Consider the following 18348-nt stretch of genomic DNA (forward strand, 5'->3'; position numbering starts at 1 on the left):
CATTATTAATATTATTACTTTCAAATTCAAGGATGTCAATTTTTTGTAATAGCCCTTGATACTTCAAATCTATAAATATATCTCTTATTCTCAAGTCAATCTCTCCCCAATCTAATGAAGTTGATGACCTATATCTAGCATAAAATATTTTTGCATCGGCAACATAAGAGGCATAGGTGATTTCAAAGAGTTTTAACTATTGGCTTTCAGTTATTTCACCAATTATTTCACGATTTTTATTGACAAAATCTAATGCAGAACAGTGATGTAGTCTAGCTCCTAGAGATATTTTCTTTGCCTGTAAATGAGGGATGCCTGAACGAGTGAGATCGTGGATAATTTGCGATGGGTATCGGTGTTTCATATCATAACCTCTACCAATAGTAACTCCAGATGCTCCAAGAGATGAAGAGCAACTCCTTATGTTACCAGGCCAATGAATTACACGAGTAAAGAAAATACTTTTTGGTATATTGTTCCCTTCGGAACGGAAGGTGATTAAGCCATCCTTAGGCTCTAACATAATAATCCCTCTATTCTTTACAAGAAAAATAAATAATAAAATACCTCTCAATAAATAATATTTCTTCAAACAGAAATCAAAACTCCCTCTTAACAACCAAATACCCATTAAATCGAACTGAACACTCATATTTATTTTTTAGGCTAGACGCTATAAAAACATTCTTTTGATTCTTTGTATTGCGGTAGATATATTTTGCTATGATCACTTCGGTATTGTCTGTAGAGTAACCGTCGATATAATTATCAAGACTGAGGATATGAGTATCAATTTTTTTATAGTCCTCCTTGGCCAGTTGCTCAGCATAAACTTTCGTGATAGGGGAAACTGAAATAACCTCAACGCTAACATTTTTTTGGATAATCTGATCCCTACTAATACTCAGATCCTCAACGATTGCATCGGTTAACCCTATATACATCGAGGCACCAATTTTAGCACAGCCATCATTGTTACTGGCGAATGATTGGGTGGATAACATTACTAAAAGCAGCCCAATAAATTTACTCATTAATCAACCTCCAATAAGTTATCATTACTATCGGTTATTAATTTCCTAAAAGAAAAATCCAAAATAATACACCCCTCAGAAGCTTCGCCAGGGTGTTTTCCACTGTCACCGTGAATCATAAAACCGCTTCGACCACACATCTGATTGGAGGGCGAAGGCGTCAGTCTTAATGTCCAGCGGCCTGTTTTGGGATGATGGAAAGGCTTACCAATGGTATAAGTACCTTTAGGGATGGGGCCTTTTGATTTAACATACTGGTGGTCACTATTATCTTGATAGCCGGGGCGGCCTGAATATCTCGCTGAAAACCGATAATGTCCATTAAGAAAAAACTGCTTAGTATTGACGCGATATAACCATGCCATAACGCTATCCTTGTCGTCTTGGTTAATATCATGCTTTTATATCGCTCGAGAACACGACTGTATAGTTGATTATTTTATAAATTCTATTATTTATAAGTATAAATCTTAATTTATTGATTATAAATTTTCGAGCAAGCATAAACTCGTCAAAATTAGTTAAGTAAATCCAATTTTAATTAAGGGTAAAAAGTCGCTAAGAAAGTCTGTTTATCCATGTCGATGATATTTTCAGCTTCTTTAGTTATTTTACCTGCGTTAACTAGGCGGTACCTTTCACTGAGAAAATTGGGATCTTGGGAAAATTTCAGGGCTAAGATATAGTTATTATCATGGTTACGCTTAGCTCTAAACAGCTTAACAGCCTGCTGATAACAACTCCTTGGTTCTTTGTCGACTCTCTCGATTAATAGACATTCGTTGAGTTTAGATAATGCTATGGGACTGTTATTATTGATTATTTTTATTTGTTCTAGGCCCTGTGTGTAATGTTTTTCAAGTAGGAGAATATTAAGGTAAATAGAACGAACCTTAACATTTCTAGGGTTTTTATTCGTTAATGATTTTAATTCTTTTAAGGCATGAAGTTTTTCACTCGCGGGATCTTTTATATAACGATCTAGTAACCCATTCGCATAGAGGATAGTTTTTTTATCGTGACGCTCGCTATAAAAATAGAGAGCCACGGAAAAAGAAAAAATTATAAAAGTGAGGTAAGCATATTTTTTCAACGATAAACCTCATTATTTGAAAGGTGTTAGTATTATCTTTCTTTTCATACTACTTGGTATGGGTGAAGCGCTTCCTATATATGAAATATAGATATAATCAGCTTCTAATGTAATGATTGGTGTAGTAAGCCCTTTCTTTTCCAAGAAAAAATTAATATCACCAATGTAATGTTCCATTTTATTTAGATACATCATATTTTTATTATTATTACTAAGTGGAAGGGTCTTTTTATCATTATCCAAAAATACCTTGCGCCAGAATGAGATGTTTCCTGAGCCGATAGCAATATTAGAAATATTACTACCTACCGCTGACAAGTATATGTTCTTACCTGTATCTAAACTTTTTCTTCAATATTAACGGTAATTGAATATCCACCTTGCAAATATCCTGCTCCTTCAACGGGCAACATTGCTGGCTGAAAAAAGAGAATTGCTTCATTATAACCCTCCTAGCTTTTTCCACCACTATAGAGAGTAATAAACAATTTATTGATAGGACAATTACCGACGAGATAAATTTTTATGGTAAAAGAGAGGGAAGGGATAAGGGTGTTGATCAGCAAATCGCCCAGTAAATATCAGCCATGATGGCTAACTCTACTGGGCAATAAATGGGTGACTTATTTATTCAACAATTCATTACGTACAATCGCGGCACCGGCACTTAATGCGCGTAATTTTGCATTGGCGACATCACGGGACAGCGGCGTCATTCCGCAGTTAGTGCTTGGATAAAGCTTATCAGCGTCCACAAACTGCAGGGCTTTGCGCAGTGTCTCGGCCACTTCTTCTGGGGTTTCGATCGTATTGGTGGCGACATCAATGGCACCGGCCATTACTTTCTTACCACGGATCAATTCGATCAAATCCATCGGTACGCGGGAGTTCTGACATTCCAGAGAGACGATATCGATATTCGATTTTTGTAACTTTGGAAAAATCTCTTCGTATTGACGCCACTCTTCGCCGAGGGTCTTTTTCCAATCGGTATTGGCCTTGATACCGTAGCCATAGCAAATATGGACCGCGGTCTCGCATTGTAAGCCTTCGATCGCTTTCTCTAACGCGGCAATACCCCACTCATTGACTTCATCGAAAAACACGTTAAATGCGGGTTCGTCGAACTGGATGATATCAATGCCTGCGGCTTCAAGCTCTTTCGCTTCTTGGTTCAGAATCTTTGCGAATTCCCAGGCCAGTTTTTCGCGGCTCTTATAATGCCCATCATAGAGAGTATCGATCATGGTCATTGGACCAGGCAGAGCCCATTTAATCGGTTTGTCAGTCAGTTGACGTAAGCGCTTTGCGTCTTCAACAAAGACTGATTTAGGACGAGAAACCGGGCCGACGACGGAAGGAACGCTTGCTTCGTAGCGATTACGGATTTTGACGATTTCGCGTTTTTCAAAATCGACGCCGTCTAAGTGTTCAATAAAGGTGGTCACGAAGTGTTGGCGCGTTTGCTCACCATCACTGACAATATCAATCCCGGCGCGCACTTGGTCATCTAAGCAAAGGCGCAACGCGTCGTTCTTACCATCGATCAACTCATGGCCTTCGAGTTTCCACGGCGACCATAATTTTTCTGGCTCAGCAATCCACGAAGGTTTTGGTAAGCTGCCCGCTGTGGAGGTAGGTAACAAAATTTTCATAACAGGTGACCTTATCGTTTTAATTTATTAGAAAGCTTGCTGAGCTGACCATTGTTCAAGTTGTGTTTGGTTCGGCTTAATAAAGTGTTCTTCGGTAAATTTACCTTGTTCAGTTGCCAGACGCGTACGTTCTTCGCGATCATATTCAATCACTGTTAATGAGTGATCTTGGTGATTCAATGCGGGTCGATAACATAAGCCCGCTGGCGAATTCGCGTTGTAGATTTCAGGGCGATAAATTTTTTGGAACGTCTCCATGGTGCTAATCGTGCTGATAAGCTCGAAGTTGCTGTAATCACTGAGCAAATCCCCTTGGAAATAGAAGGCCAGTGGCGCAACGCTGTTGGCAGGCATAAAGTAACGTACCTTAAGGCCCATCTTGCCGAAATAGTCATCGGTTAACGACGGGTTATCTTGTTGGTACTCAATGCCTAATACAGGATGAATGTGACCGGTGCGTTTATAGATATTTTTGTTGGAAACACTTAAACAAATAACCGGTTGTTTACTAAAATGCTGGGAATAGGTTTCAGAGTTAACGAACGCCTTGAAAATATTACCGTGCAGGACACCGTAATTCTCAGGAATAGAAAATTCGGTCTTACCTTGATTAAATTCGGGGAGTACGACGCTAAAATCGTAGTCACGCACATAAGAAGAAAAGTTATTCCCCACAATGCCTTCAATACGTTGGCCGGTTTCGCTATCCACCACGGTAGTTTTTAAAATTTCGATCACCGGGAAACTATCTTGGTTACTCGCATTAATTTTCATGCCGATTGAAACGATTTCAAGTTCAACCGTATAACGGTCAGAATTTGGATTATCCCAAGTGACCAAGGAGTTAAAACGGTTATTAATCATGGTTAATGCATTACGTAGATTTTGCTGACGTTTTTCGCCCCGGGCGAGGTTCGCAAAATTGGTAGTGATGCGTGTACTCTCAGAAGGATTGTAATGCTCATCTAAGCGAAGGCTACTGATACTAAAGGAAAATGCATTATTCATTATTATTGGTATCCTAATTCTGTTGTGATGCCTGATTCGCACGCTAACTATAATTTTTTTCGAAGCGCGTCGAGTTCAGTGAAACATACTGTCTGCCGCCAATGACTTATTTATGCCAGAGTCGGCGCGGCAGGGGAAGTGACTTAATTTCACTTCTGTATGAGTCATCTTCATGTTGTAGTCAGTTTACCGAGGGACAGGGAAGTAAGTATGATGGATGCTATGGGTAACTTATTGTTAATAAAGTTTTTTCAAGTTGATGAGAAGTGTTTATTTACTGGCCGTCAGCCGTGGGGGAACTGATAACTAAGCTTATCGTAATATCTTCATTTACAGCCTGTTGCCCCAATAGGTAACATGACGAAACGTCATAGTAGTCATCCTTCACGGGGCGATTTTTCCCTTATTGAGTGTCACGTTGCTTCTCGGTTTTCACCAAGCGGTTGGCGAGTTCACGCCTAGCGGCTTGAGCAAGAAAATGACTTCTATCTTTATAATCTAAACGATGCCCCGCCACAAAGCCGTCGATACGTTTTACAAGAATATCAGGCAGCGTAATATTGAGTCGCTGCTGCTTGCCTTCGAATGAAGATAATTCAATATCAAGCATAAACCATGTATTACAGTGTAGATATTCGCTATTTTTTGAATAAGTGGTGACCCCCTCATCGGTAATCTCTTCGAGAGAATGGGAGCCTGATAGTAGCATTTCTTCGATAATCGTCAGGATAGCTTCTCTTGCCATAATCGGAATATCTGCCTGCTGATCGGCAGCAGAGACGCAACCATAGCCGTATTTATCAAAGGCTGGGATAGACAGCCCATAAGCGATATTTTCTTCGCAAGGTTCTTCGATACCAACTGTAAAAAACATTTTGCACCTCCATTATTTACAGGGAGTGGATACCTGCCAGTCTTTTAATTGCGCTAAGGGTTCCTGGCGGCAGATTTTTCTTTGGATGGGGGACAGGAAACGTTTTTCCGGTTATCGGAGACCACCAAATCTGATGACTCCCCCCGTTATGGCGTTTTAGCTTACATCCGGCTGCGATTAATTCCTTTATGAGCTCAGCGGATTTCATTTCTTCTCCCTACACTTAATAAGTATACATACATATATGTATGCCAAAAGTGTTTCGACTGATTTTATGTGTAGGATCAAGATTGAGTTACTGTCTGGCAAAGCCCTGACTCGTTATTTCAGAGTGATTTCACAGTTTTAATTTTAGCGTTAATGGATCACTGAATGCCGACGAGAACCGTATCTGCTTGTCGTCGCTGAGAAGAATTAGGGTGCATCGATAACTTTTACTATGCTATCAATAGTGTGAGCAGTAAGGCCCTTGGAAGGTCGCGAAAGTATGACTGATTAGACATTTATAGGGTATCAGTAAGTAAACTTTATAGGTGAGTGATGAGCTTATTTGTCATCACGTCATAGTGAATCATTTTCTTCATCACAATCATTAACGATAAGGGCTAGCATGACACGAGTAAACGAATTTCAGCAACCTATTGGTGAACCGGTAGAAAATTGGCAAGGGGCGCAATACCCCACTAAAACCACGATTGATGGTCAGTATTGTCGGCTTGAACCGATTAGCGTGGCAGCACATAGTCAAGCATTGTTCGATGCTTTATCGCAAGCAGAGGATGAGCGCGATTGGACCTACTTACTCTCTGGGCCTTTTGGTGATTTGGAGGAATATCAAACCTATCTGGCTCGTTTGGAAACACTCAATGATCCTTTACATTACGCAATTATTGATTTAATCACGCAACAAGCGGTGGGAAGTATTGCGCTGATGCGTATTGATGCTCAGCAAGGCGTCATTGAAATCGGGGGCGTGACTTATTCATCACAACTTAAGCGTACGCGATTGGCGACAGAGGCGATCAGCCTATTACTGCAGTACACCTTGGGGGCGCTTGGTTACCGCCGAGTGGAGTGGAAATGTAATTCGCATAACCATCCATCACGCGCTGCAGCACTGCGATTAGGCTTCACTTATGAAGGGCTTTTTCGCCAAGCCATGGTGGTACGGGGGCACAATCGTGATACCACGTGGTTCTCAATTATTGATAGCGATTTTCCTGCGTTGCAGAAAGCTTACCAGCAGTGGCTTGCCCGAGATAATTTCGATCAGCAAGGGCAACAGCGACAAAAGCTGGGCGAGCTGATCGAAAATCAGCGTAAAGCACTATTGACCGCTGAGTGAGCTATCGCCATTTATTTTACGTGCGTAACAAATTGCCTCGTGATGAGTATCTGCCCATTCCACCAATTGTCGTAAAGGCTGAAGGAAAGATTCACCCAGTGCAGTGAGCCGATACTCTACTCGTGTCGGCACTTCTGCGAAAACGGTGCGGGATATATAGCCGTCACACTCTAGCCTTTTCAAGGTTACCGTTAGCATTTGGCGTGAGATATCGCCAATCTCGCGGTGTAGCGCATTAAAGCGATAGGTTTTATTCGCTAAGGACTCCAAAATCAATAAACTCCACTGATCACCAATACGATCTAATACATCACGAATCGGGCAGGGATGTCCAAATCCCGCATAGTTATTTGCCATAGCACTCTATTCCTCCTAATAGGGCAGTCATTTTACCCTGACCTAGGGTCAAGAGGACAACCTCTTGCAAAGATTTCAGCGGCACAGTAGCATCAATTTAACCAGTCCACAATTAAGACTAGGTCTTCATTTTATCAAGGAGGTTATTATGGCTTCTGTAGCCGTTGTTGGTGCGTCAGGTCAGGTGGGTTCCCGTATTGTTAAAGAATTATCAGAACGCGGTCATCAGGTAACGGCAATAGCTCGTCAACCGGCGTCGATTCCTAACTTACCCAATGTCTCGGTAGTGAAAGGGGATATAAACGATACCCAAGCTTTTGTTGAAACCTTAGCGGGACACGATGTTGTGGTCAGCGCAGTGAAGTTTCCGCAAGTCGCCCCTGCAACCTTAATTGAGGCAGTGAAAGATTCAGGTGTTGCTCGTTATTTAGTGGTGGGCGGCGCAGGAAGTTTAGAGGTTGCACCAGGGCAATTGTTGATTAATCAATCTAATTTTCCTGAGGCTTATCTTCCCGAGGCTCGTGCTGGCCTAGATTTTCTGAATCGGTTACGCGAAGAAAAATTACTGGATTGGACGTTTATCTCGCCATCGGCCCTGTTTGAGGCAGGGGAGAAAACGGGTAACTTCCGTTTAGGTCGCGACACATTGCTGAGTAATGAACAAGGGAGCCGCATTTCGTACGAGGATTATGCTATCGCTCTTGTCGACGAAATTGAAAAACCAGTACATTCGCGCCAACGTTTTACAGTCGGTTATTAAACGAGGAGCACCATCATGCATAAGATGAAAACGTTACTGTTTACGGCAGGATTACTGGTGAGTTCAGCCTCGATGGCGGCGACGGCGTCGCAAACTAGCTCAGCGTCGACAGAGGCAAATCGCCAGCTGGTGGTCAACTTCTATAACCAGTTTTTTAACCAGCATAAGGTTGATGAAGCAGCGAAAGTAGTCGCTGAAGACTATCGTCAGCACAATCCACAGGTACCTGACGGTAAGAAACCCTTTGTCAGCTACTTTACCGATTATTTTAAACATCACCCGCAATCGCGCGCCAAGATTATTCGTAGCGCGGTAGATGGCGATTTGGTCTGGTTGCATATCCATTCGACCGAAAATATGAAAGACCGCGGAGAAGCGATTGTGGATATTTTCCGCGTACGTGACGGTAAGATCGTTGAACATTGGGATGTCATCCAAGAGGTTCCTAAGACTGCCGCCAACGATAATACGATGTTTTAAGCCAAAACGAGCCGCTTAGTACCGAGTCAGCATAAATAGTCGTCGCTGACTTGCTTCTCTCGGCCCCGTCAGCTACGTTCCCTCATAATTATTACTGCTGAGGGAACGCCTCTTGTTATACGTCTACTACTTTTTACTGTTTATCATCACTGCCATTGCGGAGATTATCGGGTGTTATTTGCCGTGGTTAGTTGCCAAACAAGGTAAACCGTTAATCCTGTTGATTCCTGCCCTCTGTTCTTTAGTTATTTTTTGTGGCCTATTGACGCTACATCCCGCGGCAGCAGGGCGTACCTATGCGGCGTACGGTGGAGTCTATATTTTAGTGGCACTCGCTTGGTTACGCTGGGTCGACGGTATCAGCCTAGGACGGGATGATTATCTCGGGGCTTTAATCATTTTTCTGGGCGTAATCGTAATCATGGGGCAGCCCTTATCTAAATGGCTGATAAAATAGAAAAGGTCCCCACAGCACTTTATTAAGGCGTGGGGACGAGGAATTAAGCACGATGTAGATCGCGATACAGGCTCACCATGTAAAGTAAAATCACCACGGAAAAGGGAAGGCCAGCGATCACTACAGCCGTTTGCATAGCACTGAAGCTGCCCGCATAAAGTAGTCCAGCACACAGCACGGTGGTCACAATTGCCCAGAAGAGGCGAAGCCAAACAGGGGCGTCATCCTCAGAGGTCCCTCCTTTACTGGCGAGATTGGCAATCATCAGTGTGCCGGAATCCACCGGGGTGAGGAATAGCACAAAGCTGATCATTACCGTGAACACCGCAGTCAGAGTAGGCCAAGGAAGATACTCTAATAATTTATAGACCGCCATTGGGGGATCCGATAACGCAATTTGCCCTAGAATCGCATGCCCTTGATCGAGCACTAATGAAATAGCGGTATTACCGAAAAGAGAGAGCCACGCCAAGGTGAAACCGAGAGGGATCAGCATCACCCCTAAAATTACTTGGCGAATGGTTCTGCCACGGGAGATTCGAGCAATAAATAGCCCGACAAACGGTGCCCAAGCGACCCACCACGCCCAATAGAAGAGCGTCCACGCTCCCTGCCATTTTTCGGCCTTGCTATAGAGATAAACCTCAAAGCTTTTTGCTACAACACTCGACAGGTAATCCCCGGTATTTTGCAGTAACCCATTTAGCATCGTCAGGGTAGGACCTGTGATAAAAAGAAAGAGAAGTAATAAGCAGAGAAAGCCCACATTGAGGTTAGAAAGGAACGCAATCCCTTTCTCAATTCCGATGACGGTGGCGACTGTGGCCACGATCATCATGATGATAATCAGAGTGAAGAGTAACTGCGGAGTTTGAGGTAAATCAAACAGATAATTTAACCCAGCGTTAACGAGTAACGCACCAATTCCAAGGTTTGTCACCATCGAGACCACCGTGACTAAAATACCGCAGGTATCGACGGTATGGCCAATCCAACCGTGGATCTTATGACGAAAAAGACCGTAAAGTGCCGAACGTAACGCCAAAGGTTGATCACGTCGATAGGCAAACCAAGCAAGAGCCGTTGCGATCAGTGCATACAGTGCCCAGCCATGTAGCCCCCAATGGAGAAATGTAATCGCCATGGCTTCCCGTGCCGCATGGACAGTCCCCCCTTGCCCTTCTGGCGGCTGCAGAAAATGAGCCAAAGGTTCATAGGCGCCGTAATAGACGAGTGCTATACCAATGCCGGCAGAGAACAACATGGCAATCCAAGAGAGATAACTGAATTCAGGCGCTTCGTTTTCATGCCCCAGTAATTGAGTCCCATGACGCGAGCAGGCTAGCCAAAAGATAAACCCCATCGATAGCACCATCAGCAACATGTAATACCACCCAAACACCGCAGTAACCCAGGTTTGCGCTCGGGTTAACCATAATTGACTGGCGACAGGATAGAGGACGGTGACTATCCCGAGTAGAAGGATGAGTAGGGATGAACTCAAAAAGACAGGGAGATTCACGCGTACACTCGTGGTCGGTTTAACATGATAGTTGAGTAGCGCCATATATTTTCCTGAATCAAAATTTAAACAAAAATGAAACATTGGTTTAACTTACGGCGATTATGGGTTTGATTGATTGATCGTTCAATTAAAAAAATCAATTTTAAGCGTTGAGTAGCACTATTTTATCGAATGGTAAAATCCTGACTTAGTCACAGTGTGAAAAATCCTCATCTTCGATATTCCGGTTTAGTGCGCTAATCGACAGATTGAAATGGAATTTACCTATTTTATATCCTGCTTATTCATTCCACTAAGGTGGCAAGCATGACGCTATCTACTCACTCTTGCGTAGTGAAAGGAAAACAGCAGGTCGAAGTCATCAGCCAGAGGGTGACTTATCAAGGAGAAGGAACCTTAGTAAAAATTTGCCGTGGCGGAATTTGTGGTTCAGATCTGCACTATTATCAGCACGGGAAGGTCGGCAACTTTGCTCTTCAGATGCCAATGATCCTCGGTCATGAAGTGATCGGTACGGTAGAGAAATCGGATAACTCACAGCTCAAGCCAGGACAAAAAGTGGCGATCAATCCCTCTAAAGCTTGTGGAGAATGCCAATACTGTTCAACCGAAGACACGAATCAGTGTTTGGCGATGCGCTTTTTCGGTAGTGCGATGATGAACCCACACGTTGACGGGGGTTTTACACAATACAAAATTGTCGATAGCGCACAGTGCGTACCGTTCGACGCGTCGCTCGATGATCGGATAATGGTATTCGCTGAGCCTCTAGCGGTGTGCCTCCATGCAGTGAATCAAGCTGGTGGCGTAGCAGATAAACGTGTTTTTATCTCCGGTGTTGGGCCGATTGGCTGTTTACTGGTCGCGGTGGCGAAGGCGAGCGGCGCGAGAGAGATCGTTTGTAGTGATATCAGTCCTCGCGCGCTGACGCTAGCCGATAAATTGGGGGCATCAGTCACCTTGTTGGCTGATGATGAGATGACCGCTTATCGTGCGCAAAAAGGGGCCTTTGACGTAAGTTTTGAGGCATCAGGGCATCCCAGTGCGTTAACACGCTGTATCGACGTGACTCGCGCAAGAGGGTGCATTGTCCAGGTCGGTATGGGCGGCGATATTCCACAATTTCCGATGATGACGGTTATTGCTAAAGAGCTACGAATCGTTGGCACCTTTCGTTTTACCCATGAATTCACTACGGCGGTCGACTGGTTGGTAAGTGGCAAAATCAATCCTTTACCCCTGTTTAGTGGTGAATATAGCTATCGAGAGGTTGACGAAGCCCTGCAATTTGCTGGGGACAAGCAACAGGCATCAAAGGTTCAGTTAGTGTTTTAGTCTTAACACTGTGTCGGGGCGAATAAAGCTGAATTTAAATGCTAACGTGCCTGGGCATTCCATCAAAATAAAAATTTAATAAGGTAGGTTATATGCCTATTACTATCATTGCTCTGGGTGTTGTGCTGTTACTGGTATTAATGATCGTTTTCAAAGTGAATGGTTTTCTCGCGCTAATTTTTGTCTCTGCAGTTGTCGGTATTGCTGAAGGGATGACACCGCTACAAGTTATTGCCTCGATTCAAAAAGGCGTAGGGAATACGTTGGGTGGATTAGCGATGATTTTAGGCTTCGGTGCCATGCTGGGTAAATTGGTTTCAGACACTGGTGCTGCGCAGCGTGTTGCGATGACCTTAATCGATGCCTTCGGTAAACAGCGCGTACAATGGGCGATGATGGTAACAGGACTGATCGTCGGTCTAGCGATGTTCTACGAGATAGGTTTCGTTTTATTGCTACCGCTGGTTTATACCGTTGTCGTCGCAGCAGGCATTCCGCTGCTGTACGTGGGGGTACCGATGGTTGCGGCGTTGTCGGTGACACACTGTTTTCTCCCCCCGCATCCCGGTCCGACTGCGATAGCCACGATTTTCGGCGCTAACCTCGGTACAACGTTGCTTTATGGCATGATCTTAACGCTGCCTACTGTCATCATTGCGGGACCTATTTTCTCCAAATTTCTCAAGAAGTTTGAAAAGTCGCCGCCAGAGGGACTTTATAATACCAAGATATTCACCGATGCTGAGATGCCAGGCTTCTGGACCAGTATTTTTGCTGCGGTAATCCCGGTGGTATTGATGGCTTTGGCGGCTGTCTTCGAATTAACGGTTGCCAAAGGAAATCCTATTCGTCAATTCTTTGAATTTATTGGCACCCCTGCGGTGGCGTTGTTTATCTCAGTAATTATTGCCGTGATAACACTCGGTCTACGTAATGGGCGTAAGATTGATGAAGTAATGGAAATGTGCGGCTCGTCGATTGCGGCTATCGCCATGATTGTGTTTATCATCGCCGGAGGGGGAGCGTTCAAACAAGTCTTAGTCGATAGCGGGGTAGGTGAATATATCGCGCAGATGATGCGTAACTCATCGCTCTCACCACTGTTAATGTGTTGGACCGTTGCTGCCATGTTACGGATTGCCTTAGGATCAGCTACCGTTGCGGCCATTACGACAGCGGGAATTGTCACCCCGATTATTGCTGTAACGCATACCGATCCCGCATTAATGGTACTGGCAGTCGGCGCTGGTAGCGTTATCGCTTCGCATGTTAACGATCCAGGATTTTGGCTATTCAAGGGGTATTTCAACCTGAGTGTAGTCGAAACATTGAAAACGTGGACCGTGATGGAAACTATTATCTCAGGGGCTGGGTTAGCAGGCGTGTTAATTCTTGAAGCCATTGTGACATAGAAAAGCGACCTCGCGAGGAGTGGCTGACTTCTCGCGAAGGTTTACCGCTAATGCAGCAGTGCACCACGAGACAAGTAGAGTATCACCGCTATGCAGTCCAAAAGGATGGTGAGATAAAAGAGACTTTTAAAAGGCTGTTTACGTGTTTTGTGTCGAAAGAGTTGTTGAGCAATGAGGCCACCGAGCCAGCCCCCCAGTAAGCAACAAAGTAGCAACCACTTTTCAGGGACACGAAAAGTGTGCTTAATCGCTGCTCGTTTATCTATGGCAAATAGCATGAAAGTTACCAGATTGACTAGAGCCAGGCTAATTCAGGTAGTTGTGTAAATACACAAAAAGATGAAGAGGATAACGGTTATTAAGAAAATATTGTTATTTTTCATTGTGTTAGTGATATATTTCTCATCTTTTCTGTGTGTATTGAAGCAAACATATTATGAGCAGAGTAAAGTTGATGTAACGTTAAGCTCAACTAGGCAGATGGAAAAATTAGCAGGATATAATAAGTGCTCAATTCGCAATGGACAATACCCAGTAAATTCAATTCGCTAGACTAATTTAGTCATATTAATCTGATGAATATCGAAAAAAAAATGGTCATAATTTCAATTTAGTAAAATAAATCTATATAATTCTCATCCTAGTATTGATGTATGGAAACGGTTGATTTGTGCTGAATAGTAGCAATTTTGAACTTCACCATCCGTTGATTCTATCGCAAGCTCCAATTTGATAAGCCGTGATTTGGTAACGACAGCCAATGGCGGTAGCGTGCTTGAATAACATTAATCAGTAATAATGTTCCAACCTAAGAGCAAAGTTTAATGAAAATAATAGTAACTGGGGGCGCAGGCTTCATCGGATCAGCTGTAGCCAGACACATTATCGATAACACCGATGACCACGTTCTCGTCCTCGACAGCTTAACTTATGCTGGTAACCTTGCATCGTTAAAAACGGTTAGTGACGATTCGCGTTTTAACTTTTCAAAAACAGATATTACAGATAAAGCCGCAGTTGCTGAACAGATTCAAGCTTTTCAGCCTGATATCATTATGCACCTTGCCGCGGAAAGCCATGTTGACCGCTCTATTGATGGCCCGGCGGATTTTATCCATACCAATATCATCGGAACGTTTACCCTTTTAGAGGCGGCTCGGGACTTTTATAACAACCTTCCAGTAAGCAAAAAAACACAATTCCGCTTCCACCATATTTCCACTGATGAAGTCTATGGCGATTTAGAAGGAACGACTGACCTTTTCACCGAAGAAACCCCTTACGCGCCGAGTAGTCCTTACTCTGCTTCGAAAGCGAGTAGTGATCATTTAGTCAGAGCATGGCACCGTACCTACGATTTACCTGTAGTCATCACCAACTGTTCGAATAATTATGGCCCCTTTCATTTCCCTGAAAAATTAATTCCATTAACCATTTTGAATGCATTAGCGGGTAAAGCACTGCCTATTTATGGCAATGGCCAGCAAATCCGTGATTGGCTATATGTGGAGGATCATGCCCGAGCGTTATACCTAGTGGCAACGTCAGCGAAAATTGGTGAAACCTATAATATTGGTGGTCATAACGAGCGAAAAAATATTGAAGTGGTAGAAACTATTTGTCGGATTCTTGATGAAAAAATAAGTACTAAACCCGCTAATATTAGCAGTTACTCAGAGTTGATTACCTTCGTTAAAGATCGCCCTGGTCACGATGCTCGATACGCCATCGATGCGAGCAAAATAGCAAATGACCTAAATTGGCAACCGCTTGAGACATTTGAAACAGGTATCGAAAAAACGGTGGAGTGGTATCTGGCCAATAACGAGTGGTGGGAAAGCGTAATAGATGGTTCTTATACTGGTGAACGTTTAGGGCTAGATACAATAGTTAATGGAGCAGATTTATAATGAAAGGGATAGTTTTAGCTGGCGGGTCGGGCACGCGACTCTACCCGATTACTCAGGGTGTTTCTAAGCAACTGCTCCCGATTTATGATAAGCCCATGATCTTTTACCCGATATCTGTTTTGATGTTAGCCGGTATCAGAGAAATTCTGATCATTTCTACACCAGAAGATATGTCAAGCTTTCGACGCTTGTTGGGTGACGGTAGCCGGTTCGGTGTGAGTTTTTCATACGCTATACAGCCCTCGCCGGATGGATTAGCCCAGGCATTTCTTATCGGTGAGAAATTTATCGGTAACGATAGCTGTGCCTTAGTGCTGGGAGACAATATTTATTTTGGTGAGAGCTTTGGTAAAAAATTAGAAAACGCAACGCATCTGGATACCGGGGCATTAGTGTTTGGCTATCAAGTTCCTGATCCTGAGCGTTTTGGTGTCGTGGAGTTCGATAGCAATTTCAAAGCCCTCTCATTAGAAGAGAAACCGGTCTCACCAAAATCGGATTGGGCGGTAACGGGACTGTATTTTTATGATAATCAAGTTGTCGAGATGGCAAAAGCAGTTCAGCCTTCCCCGCGTGGTGAGTTAGAAATAACGACCTTGAACCAGATGTACTTGGAGAAAGACCAACTTCAAGTCGAACTTCTAGGACGAGGATTTGCTTGGCTTGACACCGGTACCCACGATAGTTTGATGGAAGCGTCACAATTCATTCATACCATAGAGAAACGTCAAGGAATGAAAGTCGCCTGCCTAGAGGAGATTGCTTATAGAAAGGGCTGGCTTTCGGCTGAAAGCGTTGCTGAGCAAGCTAAATACTTAAGTAAAACAGAGTACGGACGTTATTTAGCTCGTATCTTAGTAGGGCATTGATATTCATGATGAAAATATTATTGTTAGGTAAAAATGGCCAAGTTGGATGGGAATTACAACGTTCTCTTGCGACTTTGGGTGAAGTTATTGCGCTGGACAGAAATAGCACCAACTATTGTGGAGACTTAGCTGATCTCAGTGGTTTAGCAACAACTATACAGGCAATAATGCCTAAAGTAGTGGTTAATGCAGCGGCCTATACCGCAGTGGATAAGGCAGAAACGGATGAAGTTTCTGCGCAACTCATTAATAGCCAGGCAGTTGAAGTTTTAGCAAAAGAAACAGCAAAACTCGGTGCGCTGTTAGTTCATTTTTCCACAGACTACGTATTTGATGGTGAGGGAAGCCATTTCAGAGAGGAAGATGAGAAAACTAACCCCTTGAATGTATACGGTAAAACCAAACGAGAGGGTGAAATGACAGTTAGTCGTCATAATCCTCAACATTTGATATTCAGAACAAGCTGGGTATATGCCGCAAGGGGGCATAATTTTGCTAAAACTATTTCTACGTTAATTAAGAATAAAGAAGCCTTATCCGTTATTGATGACCAAATTGGGGCGCCAACGGGGGCAGAGTTAATTGCAGACTGTACTGCCATAGCCATTCGAAAAGTATTAGAACATAAGGACAACTACGGGATTTACCATTTAGTCTCGAGTGGCGAAACCAGTTGGTATGGTTATGCAACGTATCTCTATGAATTACTGCAGCAGCTAGGTGTACCCTTAGCGGTTAAAGATATATCAGCCGTTACATCTAATGCTTTCCCCACTGCAGCAAAACGCCCTAAAAATTCTAGACTGTCTAATCGTAAGTTAAGTAGTGTATTCAATATCAATATTCCTGATTGGAAACTCGGTATAAGTCGGTTAATCAGTGAGCTAGAGGATGTAAAATGAATATTTATGCTACAAAAATATCGGAAGTGTTAGTTATAGAGCCTAAAGTTTTTGGTGATGAGCGGGGCTATTTTTTCGAAAGTTTTAACCAACGTATATTTGAAGAAGCGGTAGGCTATAAGGTTAACTTTGTACAAGATAATCATTCACAATCACAACAAGGTGTTTTGAGGGGATTGCATTATCAATTAGCACCGTTCTCTCAGGGAAAACTGGTGAGATGTGTTGAAGGTGAGGTCTTCGATGTTGCTGTTGATTTACGCCGTTCTTCGGCGACCTTTGGTCAGTGGGTTGGTGAATACTTAAGTGCTGACAATAAGAAGCAGTTATGGATTCCTGAAGGGTTTGCCCATGGTTTTTTAGCGATGAGTGAGCGAGTACAGTTTGTCTATAAAACGACTAATTATTATTCACCGCAACATGATAGAAGTATTCTATGGAATGACAAAGATATTAATATTGATTGGCCAATAGCTGATAATTTGAATATTTCAGAAAAAGATAAGAACGGATTAAACTTTTCTGTTGCGGAGATTTTTGATTGATTTATGGCTACAGAAAATAAGATCGCTATATTACTATGTACCTATAATGGCGAGAAATATTTACGCGAGCAACTTGATTCTATCATATATCAGAGTTATAAAAATTGGGTTATTTATGCTTCTGATGACGGCTCGGCAGACGATACTATTACTATACTTAATGAATATCAGCTGAAAATTGGTAAGGAAAAGCTTGTTATTTTAAGTGGTCCTAAAAAAGGCTTTGCTTGGAATTTTATATCCTCATTACAACATAATGGCGAAGGCTTTGAATATTTCGCATTCTGCGATCAAGATGATATTTGGCATCACAATAAATTAGAGCGAGCGGTAGAATTCGTTTATAGCACAGAACGTGATCCATTTAAAGAATGTTTACTTTATGGTGCAAGAACATTTCTAGTTGATGATACGGGGAGAAGTATAGGTAAGTCTAATCTATTTAGGCGAAAATTTAGTTTAAATAATGCATTGGTACAGAGCTATGCTGGAGGTAATACGATGTTAATTTCCAATGCATTGAGAGAAAAAGTTAAATTGTTACCTAGTAATCTTGAAGTAGTTTCACACGATTGGTTATTATACATCTATTGTACAGCTCTTGATGGAGAGGTTATGTATGATAGAGAACCTTGCCTTTATTACAGACAACATGGACATAATCTAGTTGGTAGCAATAGAACCCTAGAATCTAAAATTAAAAGATTAAAAAAACTCTATAAAGGTGATGTAAAAACTTGGAACAATATTAATGAAAAGAATATTGAAGTATTAGATGGTATTAGTA

The 18348-nt window shown here is 42.7% G+C and carries 23 protein-coding genes; 11 read left to right on the forward strand and 12 right to left on the reverse strand.

The features are described from left to right. Positions 1–196: 196 nt before the first annotated feature. The 9 genes from MKR94_RS15800 to MKR94_RS15840 form a co-directional block, all read right to left on the reverse strand. Positions 197–652 (reverse strand): lysozyme family protein, encoded by a 456-nt coding sequence (locus tag MKR94_RS15800; RefSeq protein WP_241647781.1) that lies wholly within the window; start codon positions 650–652, stop codon positions 197–199. Next, positions 600–1034 (reverse strand): Shiga toxin A subunit, encoded by a 435-nt coding sequence (locus tag MKR94_RS15805; protein WP_241647782.1) that lies wholly within the window; start codon positions 1032–1034, stop codon positions 600–602. The genes MKR94_RS15800 and MKR94_RS15805 overlap by 53 nt, the downstream gene beginning before the upstream one ends. Next, complete coding sequence (locus tag MKR94_RS15810; RefSeq protein WP_241647783.1) at positions 1034–1399, reverse strand: tlde1 domain-containing protein; 366 nt, start codon at positions 1397–1399, stop codon at positions 1034–1036. The genes MKR94_RS15805 and MKR94_RS15810 overlap by 1 nt, the downstream gene beginning before the upstream one ends. 176 nt (positions 1400–1575) lie before the next feature. Then, positions 1576–2127, reverse strand: coding sequence for a hypothetical protein (locus MKR94_RS15815; protein WP_241647784.1), 552 nt, complete (start codon positions 2125–2127; stop codon positions 1576–1578). Between the two features lie 12 nt (positions 2128–2139). Then, positions 2140–2445 carry a hypothetical protein gene (locus MKR94_RS15820; RefSeq protein WP_241647785.1) on the reverse strand — a complete coding sequence of 102 codons (306 nt, stop codon included), beginning with the start codon at positions 2443–2445 and terminating at the stop codon, positions 2140–2142. Positions 2446–2750: 305 nt separating this feature from the next. Beyond that, positions 2751–3782 (reverse strand): methionine synthase, encoded by a 1032-nt coding sequence (locus MKR94_RS15825; protein ID WP_241647786.1) that lies wholly within the window; start codon positions 3780–3782, stop codon positions 2751–2753. Positions 3783–3809: 27 nt separating this feature from the next. Beyond that, the gene (locus MKR94_RS15830) at positions 3810–4790 is read right to left on the reverse strand and encodes a DUF1852 domain-containing protein (RefSeq protein WP_241647787.1); all 981 of its coding nucleotides are present in this window, start codon (positions 4788–4790) and stop codon (positions 3810–3812) included. Positions 4791–5193: 403 nt separating this feature from the next. Next, positions 5194–5664 (reverse strand): type II toxin-antitoxin system HicB family antitoxin, encoded by a 471-nt coding sequence (locus tag MKR94_RS15835; protein WP_241647788.1) that lies wholly within the window; start codon positions 5662–5664, stop codon positions 5194–5196. A gap of 16 nt (positions 5665–5680) precedes the next feature. Continuing rightward, positions 5681–5872, reverse strand: coding sequence for a type II toxin-antitoxin system HicA family toxin (locus MKR94_RS15840; RefSeq protein ID WP_241606105.1), 192 nt, complete (start codon positions 5870–5872; stop codon positions 5681–5683). Positions 5873–6274: 402 nt separating this feature from the next. On the opposite strand from MKR94_RS15840, the gene MKR94_RS15845 reads away from it, so the two are divergent. Beyond that, positions 6275–7009 carry a GNAT family N-acetyltransferase gene (locus tag MKR94_RS15845; protein WP_241647789.1) on the forward strand — a complete coding sequence of 245 codons (735 nt, stop codon included), beginning with the start codon at positions 6275–6277 and terminating at the stop codon, positions 7007–7009. Here the strand turns inward: MKR94_RS15845 and MKR94_RS15850 are convergent. Beyond that, the gene (locus tag MKR94_RS15850) at positions 6992–7366 is read right to left on the reverse strand and encodes a winged helix-turn-helix transcriptional regulator (RefSeq protein WP_241647790.1); all 375 of its coding nucleotides are present in this window, start codon (positions 7364–7366) and stop codon (positions 6992–6994) included. The genes MKR94_RS15845 and MKR94_RS15850 overlap by 18 nt on opposite strands. Before the next feature lie 148 nt (positions 7367–7514). Here MKR94_RS15850 and MKR94_RS15855 point away from each other — a divergent pair, with 148 nt between their 5' ends. The 3 genes from MKR94_RS15855 to MKR94_RS15865 all read left to right on the forward strand — a co-directional run bounded on the left by MKR94_RS15855 (position 7515) and on the right by MKR94_RS15865 (position 9063). Continuing rightward, positions 7515–8126: an NAD(P)-dependent oxidoreductase gene (locus MKR94_RS15855; RefSeq protein ID WP_241647791.1), complete on the forward strand. Its 612-nt coding sequence runs from the start codon at positions 7515–7517 to the stop codon at positions 8124–8126. Positions 8127–8141: 15 nt separating this feature from the next. After that, positions 8142–8606 (forward strand): nuclear transport factor 2 family protein, encoded by a 465-nt coding sequence (locus tag MKR94_RS15860; RefSeq protein WP_422047539.1) that lies wholly within the window; start codon positions 8142–8144, stop codon positions 8604–8606. 112 nt (positions 8607–8718) lie between these two features. Next, positions 8719–9063 carry a YnfA family protein gene (locus MKR94_RS15865; RefSeq protein ID WP_048913557.1) on the forward strand — a complete coding sequence of 115 codons (345 nt, stop codon included), beginning with the start codon at positions 8719–8721 and terminating at the stop codon, positions 9061–9063. 43 nt (positions 9064–9106) lie between these two features. Here MKR94_RS15865 and MKR94_RS15870 read toward each other — a convergent pair whose 3' ends face one another. Further along, the gene (locus MKR94_RS15870; RefSeq protein WP_241647792.1) at positions 9107–10630 is read right to left on the reverse strand and encodes a BCCT family transporter; all 1524 of its coding nucleotides are present in this window, start codon (positions 10628–10630) and stop codon (positions 9107–9109) included. 264 nt (positions 10631–10894) lie between these two features. Between MKR94_RS15870 and idnD the strand changes: the two genes are divergently transcribed. After that, positions 10895–11923, forward strand: coding sequence for an L-idonate 5-dehydrogenase (gene idnD, locus MKR94_RS15875; protein WP_241647793.1), 1029 nt, complete (start codon positions 10895–10897; stop codon positions 11921–11923). A gap of 92 nt (positions 11924–12015) precedes the next feature. Beyond that, positions 12016–13335: a gluconate:H+ symporter gene (locus tag MKR94_RS15880; protein ID WP_241647794.1), complete on the forward strand. Its 1320-nt coding sequence runs from the start codon at positions 12016–12018 to the stop codon at positions 13333–13335. A gap of 47 nt (positions 13336–13382) precedes the next feature. Here the strand turns inward: MKR94_RS15880 and MKR94_RS15885 are convergent, their stop codons facing one another. Continuing rightward, positions 13383–13646: a DUF1294 domain-containing protein gene (locus MKR94_RS15885; RefSeq protein WP_338328030.1), complete on the reverse strand. Its 264-nt coding sequence runs from the start codon at positions 13644–13646 to the stop codon at positions 13383–13385. A gap of 513 nt (positions 13647–14159) precedes the next feature. Here MKR94_RS15885 and rfbB point away from each other — a divergent pair. From rfbB to MKR94_RS15910, 5 genes are all read left to right on the forward strand, one after another. Then, entirely contained in the window at positions 14160–15245 is a 1086-nt protein-coding gene (gene rfbB, locus MKR94_RS15890; protein ID WP_241647796.1) for a dTDP-glucose 4,6-dehydratase, read from the forward strand. Further along, positions 15245–16114, forward strand: a complete 870-nt coding sequence (rfbA, locus tag MKR94_RS15895; protein WP_241647797.1) for a glucose-1-phosphate thymidylyltransferase RfbA — start codon at positions 15245–15247, stop codon at positions 16112–16114. Before rfbB ends, rfbA begins: the two co-directional genes overlap by 1 nt. An 8-nt stretch (positions 16115–16122) precedes the next feature. Then, positions 16123–17016 (forward strand): dTDP-4-dehydrorhamnose reductase, encoded by an 894-nt coding sequence (rfbD, locus tag MKR94_RS15900; RefSeq protein WP_241647801.1) that lies wholly within the window; start codon positions 16123–16125, stop codon positions 17014–17016. Next, a complete protein-coding gene (rfbC, locus tag MKR94_RS15905; RefSeq protein WP_241647798.1) occupies positions 17013–17561 on the forward strand; it encodes a dTDP-4-dehydrorhamnose 3,5-epimerase in 549 nt (182 codons plus the stop codon). Before rfbD ends, rfbC begins: the two co-directional genes overlap by 4 nt. Before the next feature lie 3 nt (positions 17562–17564). Further along, on the forward strand, positions 17565–18348 hold a 784-nt coding region (locus tag MKR94_RS15910), incomplete at its 3' end, for a glycosyltransferase family 2 protein (RefSeq protein WP_241647799.1).

Origin of the sequence: Rosenbergiella metrosideri, from assembly GCF_022602565.1 — a bacterium.
GTDB classification, from domain to species: Bacteria; Pseudomonadota; Gammaproteobacteria; order Enterobacterales; family Enterobacteriaceae; genus Rosenbergiella; species Rosenbergiella metrosideri.

What these genes read in the sequence shown, in the direction of transcription:
- rfbA (WP_241647797.1), top strand. Translation starts at nt 15,245, where the DNA reads ATGAAAGGGATAGTTTTAGCTGGCGGGTCGGGCACGCGACTCTACCCG.
- idnD (WP_241647793.1), top strand. Translation starts at nt 10,895, where the DNA reads ATGACGCTATCTACTCACTCTTGCGTAGTGAAAGGAAAACAGCAGGTC.
- MKR94_RS15855 (WP_241647791.1), top strand. Translation starts at nt 7,515, where the DNA reads ATGGCTTCTGTAGCCGTTGTTGGTGCGTCAGGTCAGGTGGGTTCCCGT.
- MKR94_RS15840 (WP_241606105.1), bottom strand. Translation starts at nt 5,872, where the DNA reads ATGAAATCCGCTGAGCTCATAAAGGAATTAATCGCAGCCGGATGTAAG.
- MKR94_RS15870 (WP_241647792.1), bottom strand. Translation starts at nt 10,630, where the DNA reads ATGGCGCTACTCAACTATCATGTTAAACCGACCACGAGTGTACGCGTG.
- rfbD (WP_241647801.1), top strand. Translation starts at nt 16,123, where the DNA reads ATGAAAATATTATTGTTAGGTAAAAATGGCCAAGTTGGATGGGAATTA.
- MKR94_RS15835 (WP_241647788.1), bottom strand. Translation starts at nt 5,664, where the DNA reads ATGTTTTTTACAGTTGGTATCGAAGAACCTTGCGAAGAAAATATCGCT.
- MKR94_RS15805 (WP_241647782.1), bottom strand. Translation starts at nt 1,034, where the DNA reads ATGAGTAAATTTATTGGGCTGCTTTTAGTAATGTTATCCACCCAATCA.
- MKR94_RS15800 (WP_241647781.1), bottom strand. Translation starts at nt 652, where the DNA reads ATGAGTGTTCAGTTCGATTTAATGGGTATTTGGTTGTTAAGAGGGAGT.
- MKR94_RS15830 (WP_241647787.1), bottom strand. Translation starts at nt 4,790, where the DNA reads ATGAATAATGCATTTTCCTTTAGTATCAGTAGCCTTCGCTTAGATGAG.
- rfbB (WP_241647796.1), top strand. Translation starts at nt 14,160, where the DNA reads ATGAAAATAATAGTAACTGGGGGCGCAGGCTTCATCGGATCAGCTGTA.
- rfbC (WP_241647798.1), top strand. Translation starts at nt 17,013, where the DNA reads ATGAATATTTATGCTACAAAAATATCGGAAGTGTTAGTTATAGAGCCT.
- MKR94_RS15845 (WP_241647789.1), top strand. Translation starts at nt 6,275, where the DNA reads ATGACACGAGTAAACGAATTTCAGCAACCTATTGGTGAACCGGTAGAA.
- MKR94_RS15850 (WP_241647790.1), bottom strand. Translation starts at nt 7,366, where the DNA reads ATGGCAAATAACTATGCGGGATTTGGACATCCCTGCCCGATTCGTGAT.
- MKR94_RS15860 (WP_422047539.1), top strand. Translation starts at nt 8,142, where the DNA reads ATGCATAAGATGAAAACGTTACTGTTTACGGCAGGATTACTGGTGAGT.
- MKR94_RS15825 (WP_241647786.1), bottom strand. Translation starts at nt 3,782, where the DNA reads ATGAAAATTTTGTTACCTACCTCCACAGCGGGCAGCTTACCAAAACCT.
- MKR94_RS15810 (WP_241647783.1), bottom strand. Translation starts at nt 1,399, where the DNA reads ATGGCATGGTTATATCGCGTCAATACTAAGCAGTTTTTTCTTAATGGA.
- MKR94_RS15880 (WP_241647794.1), top strand. Translation starts at nt 12,016, where the DNA reads ATGCCTATTACTATCATTGCTCTGGGTGTTGTGCTGTTACTGGTATTA.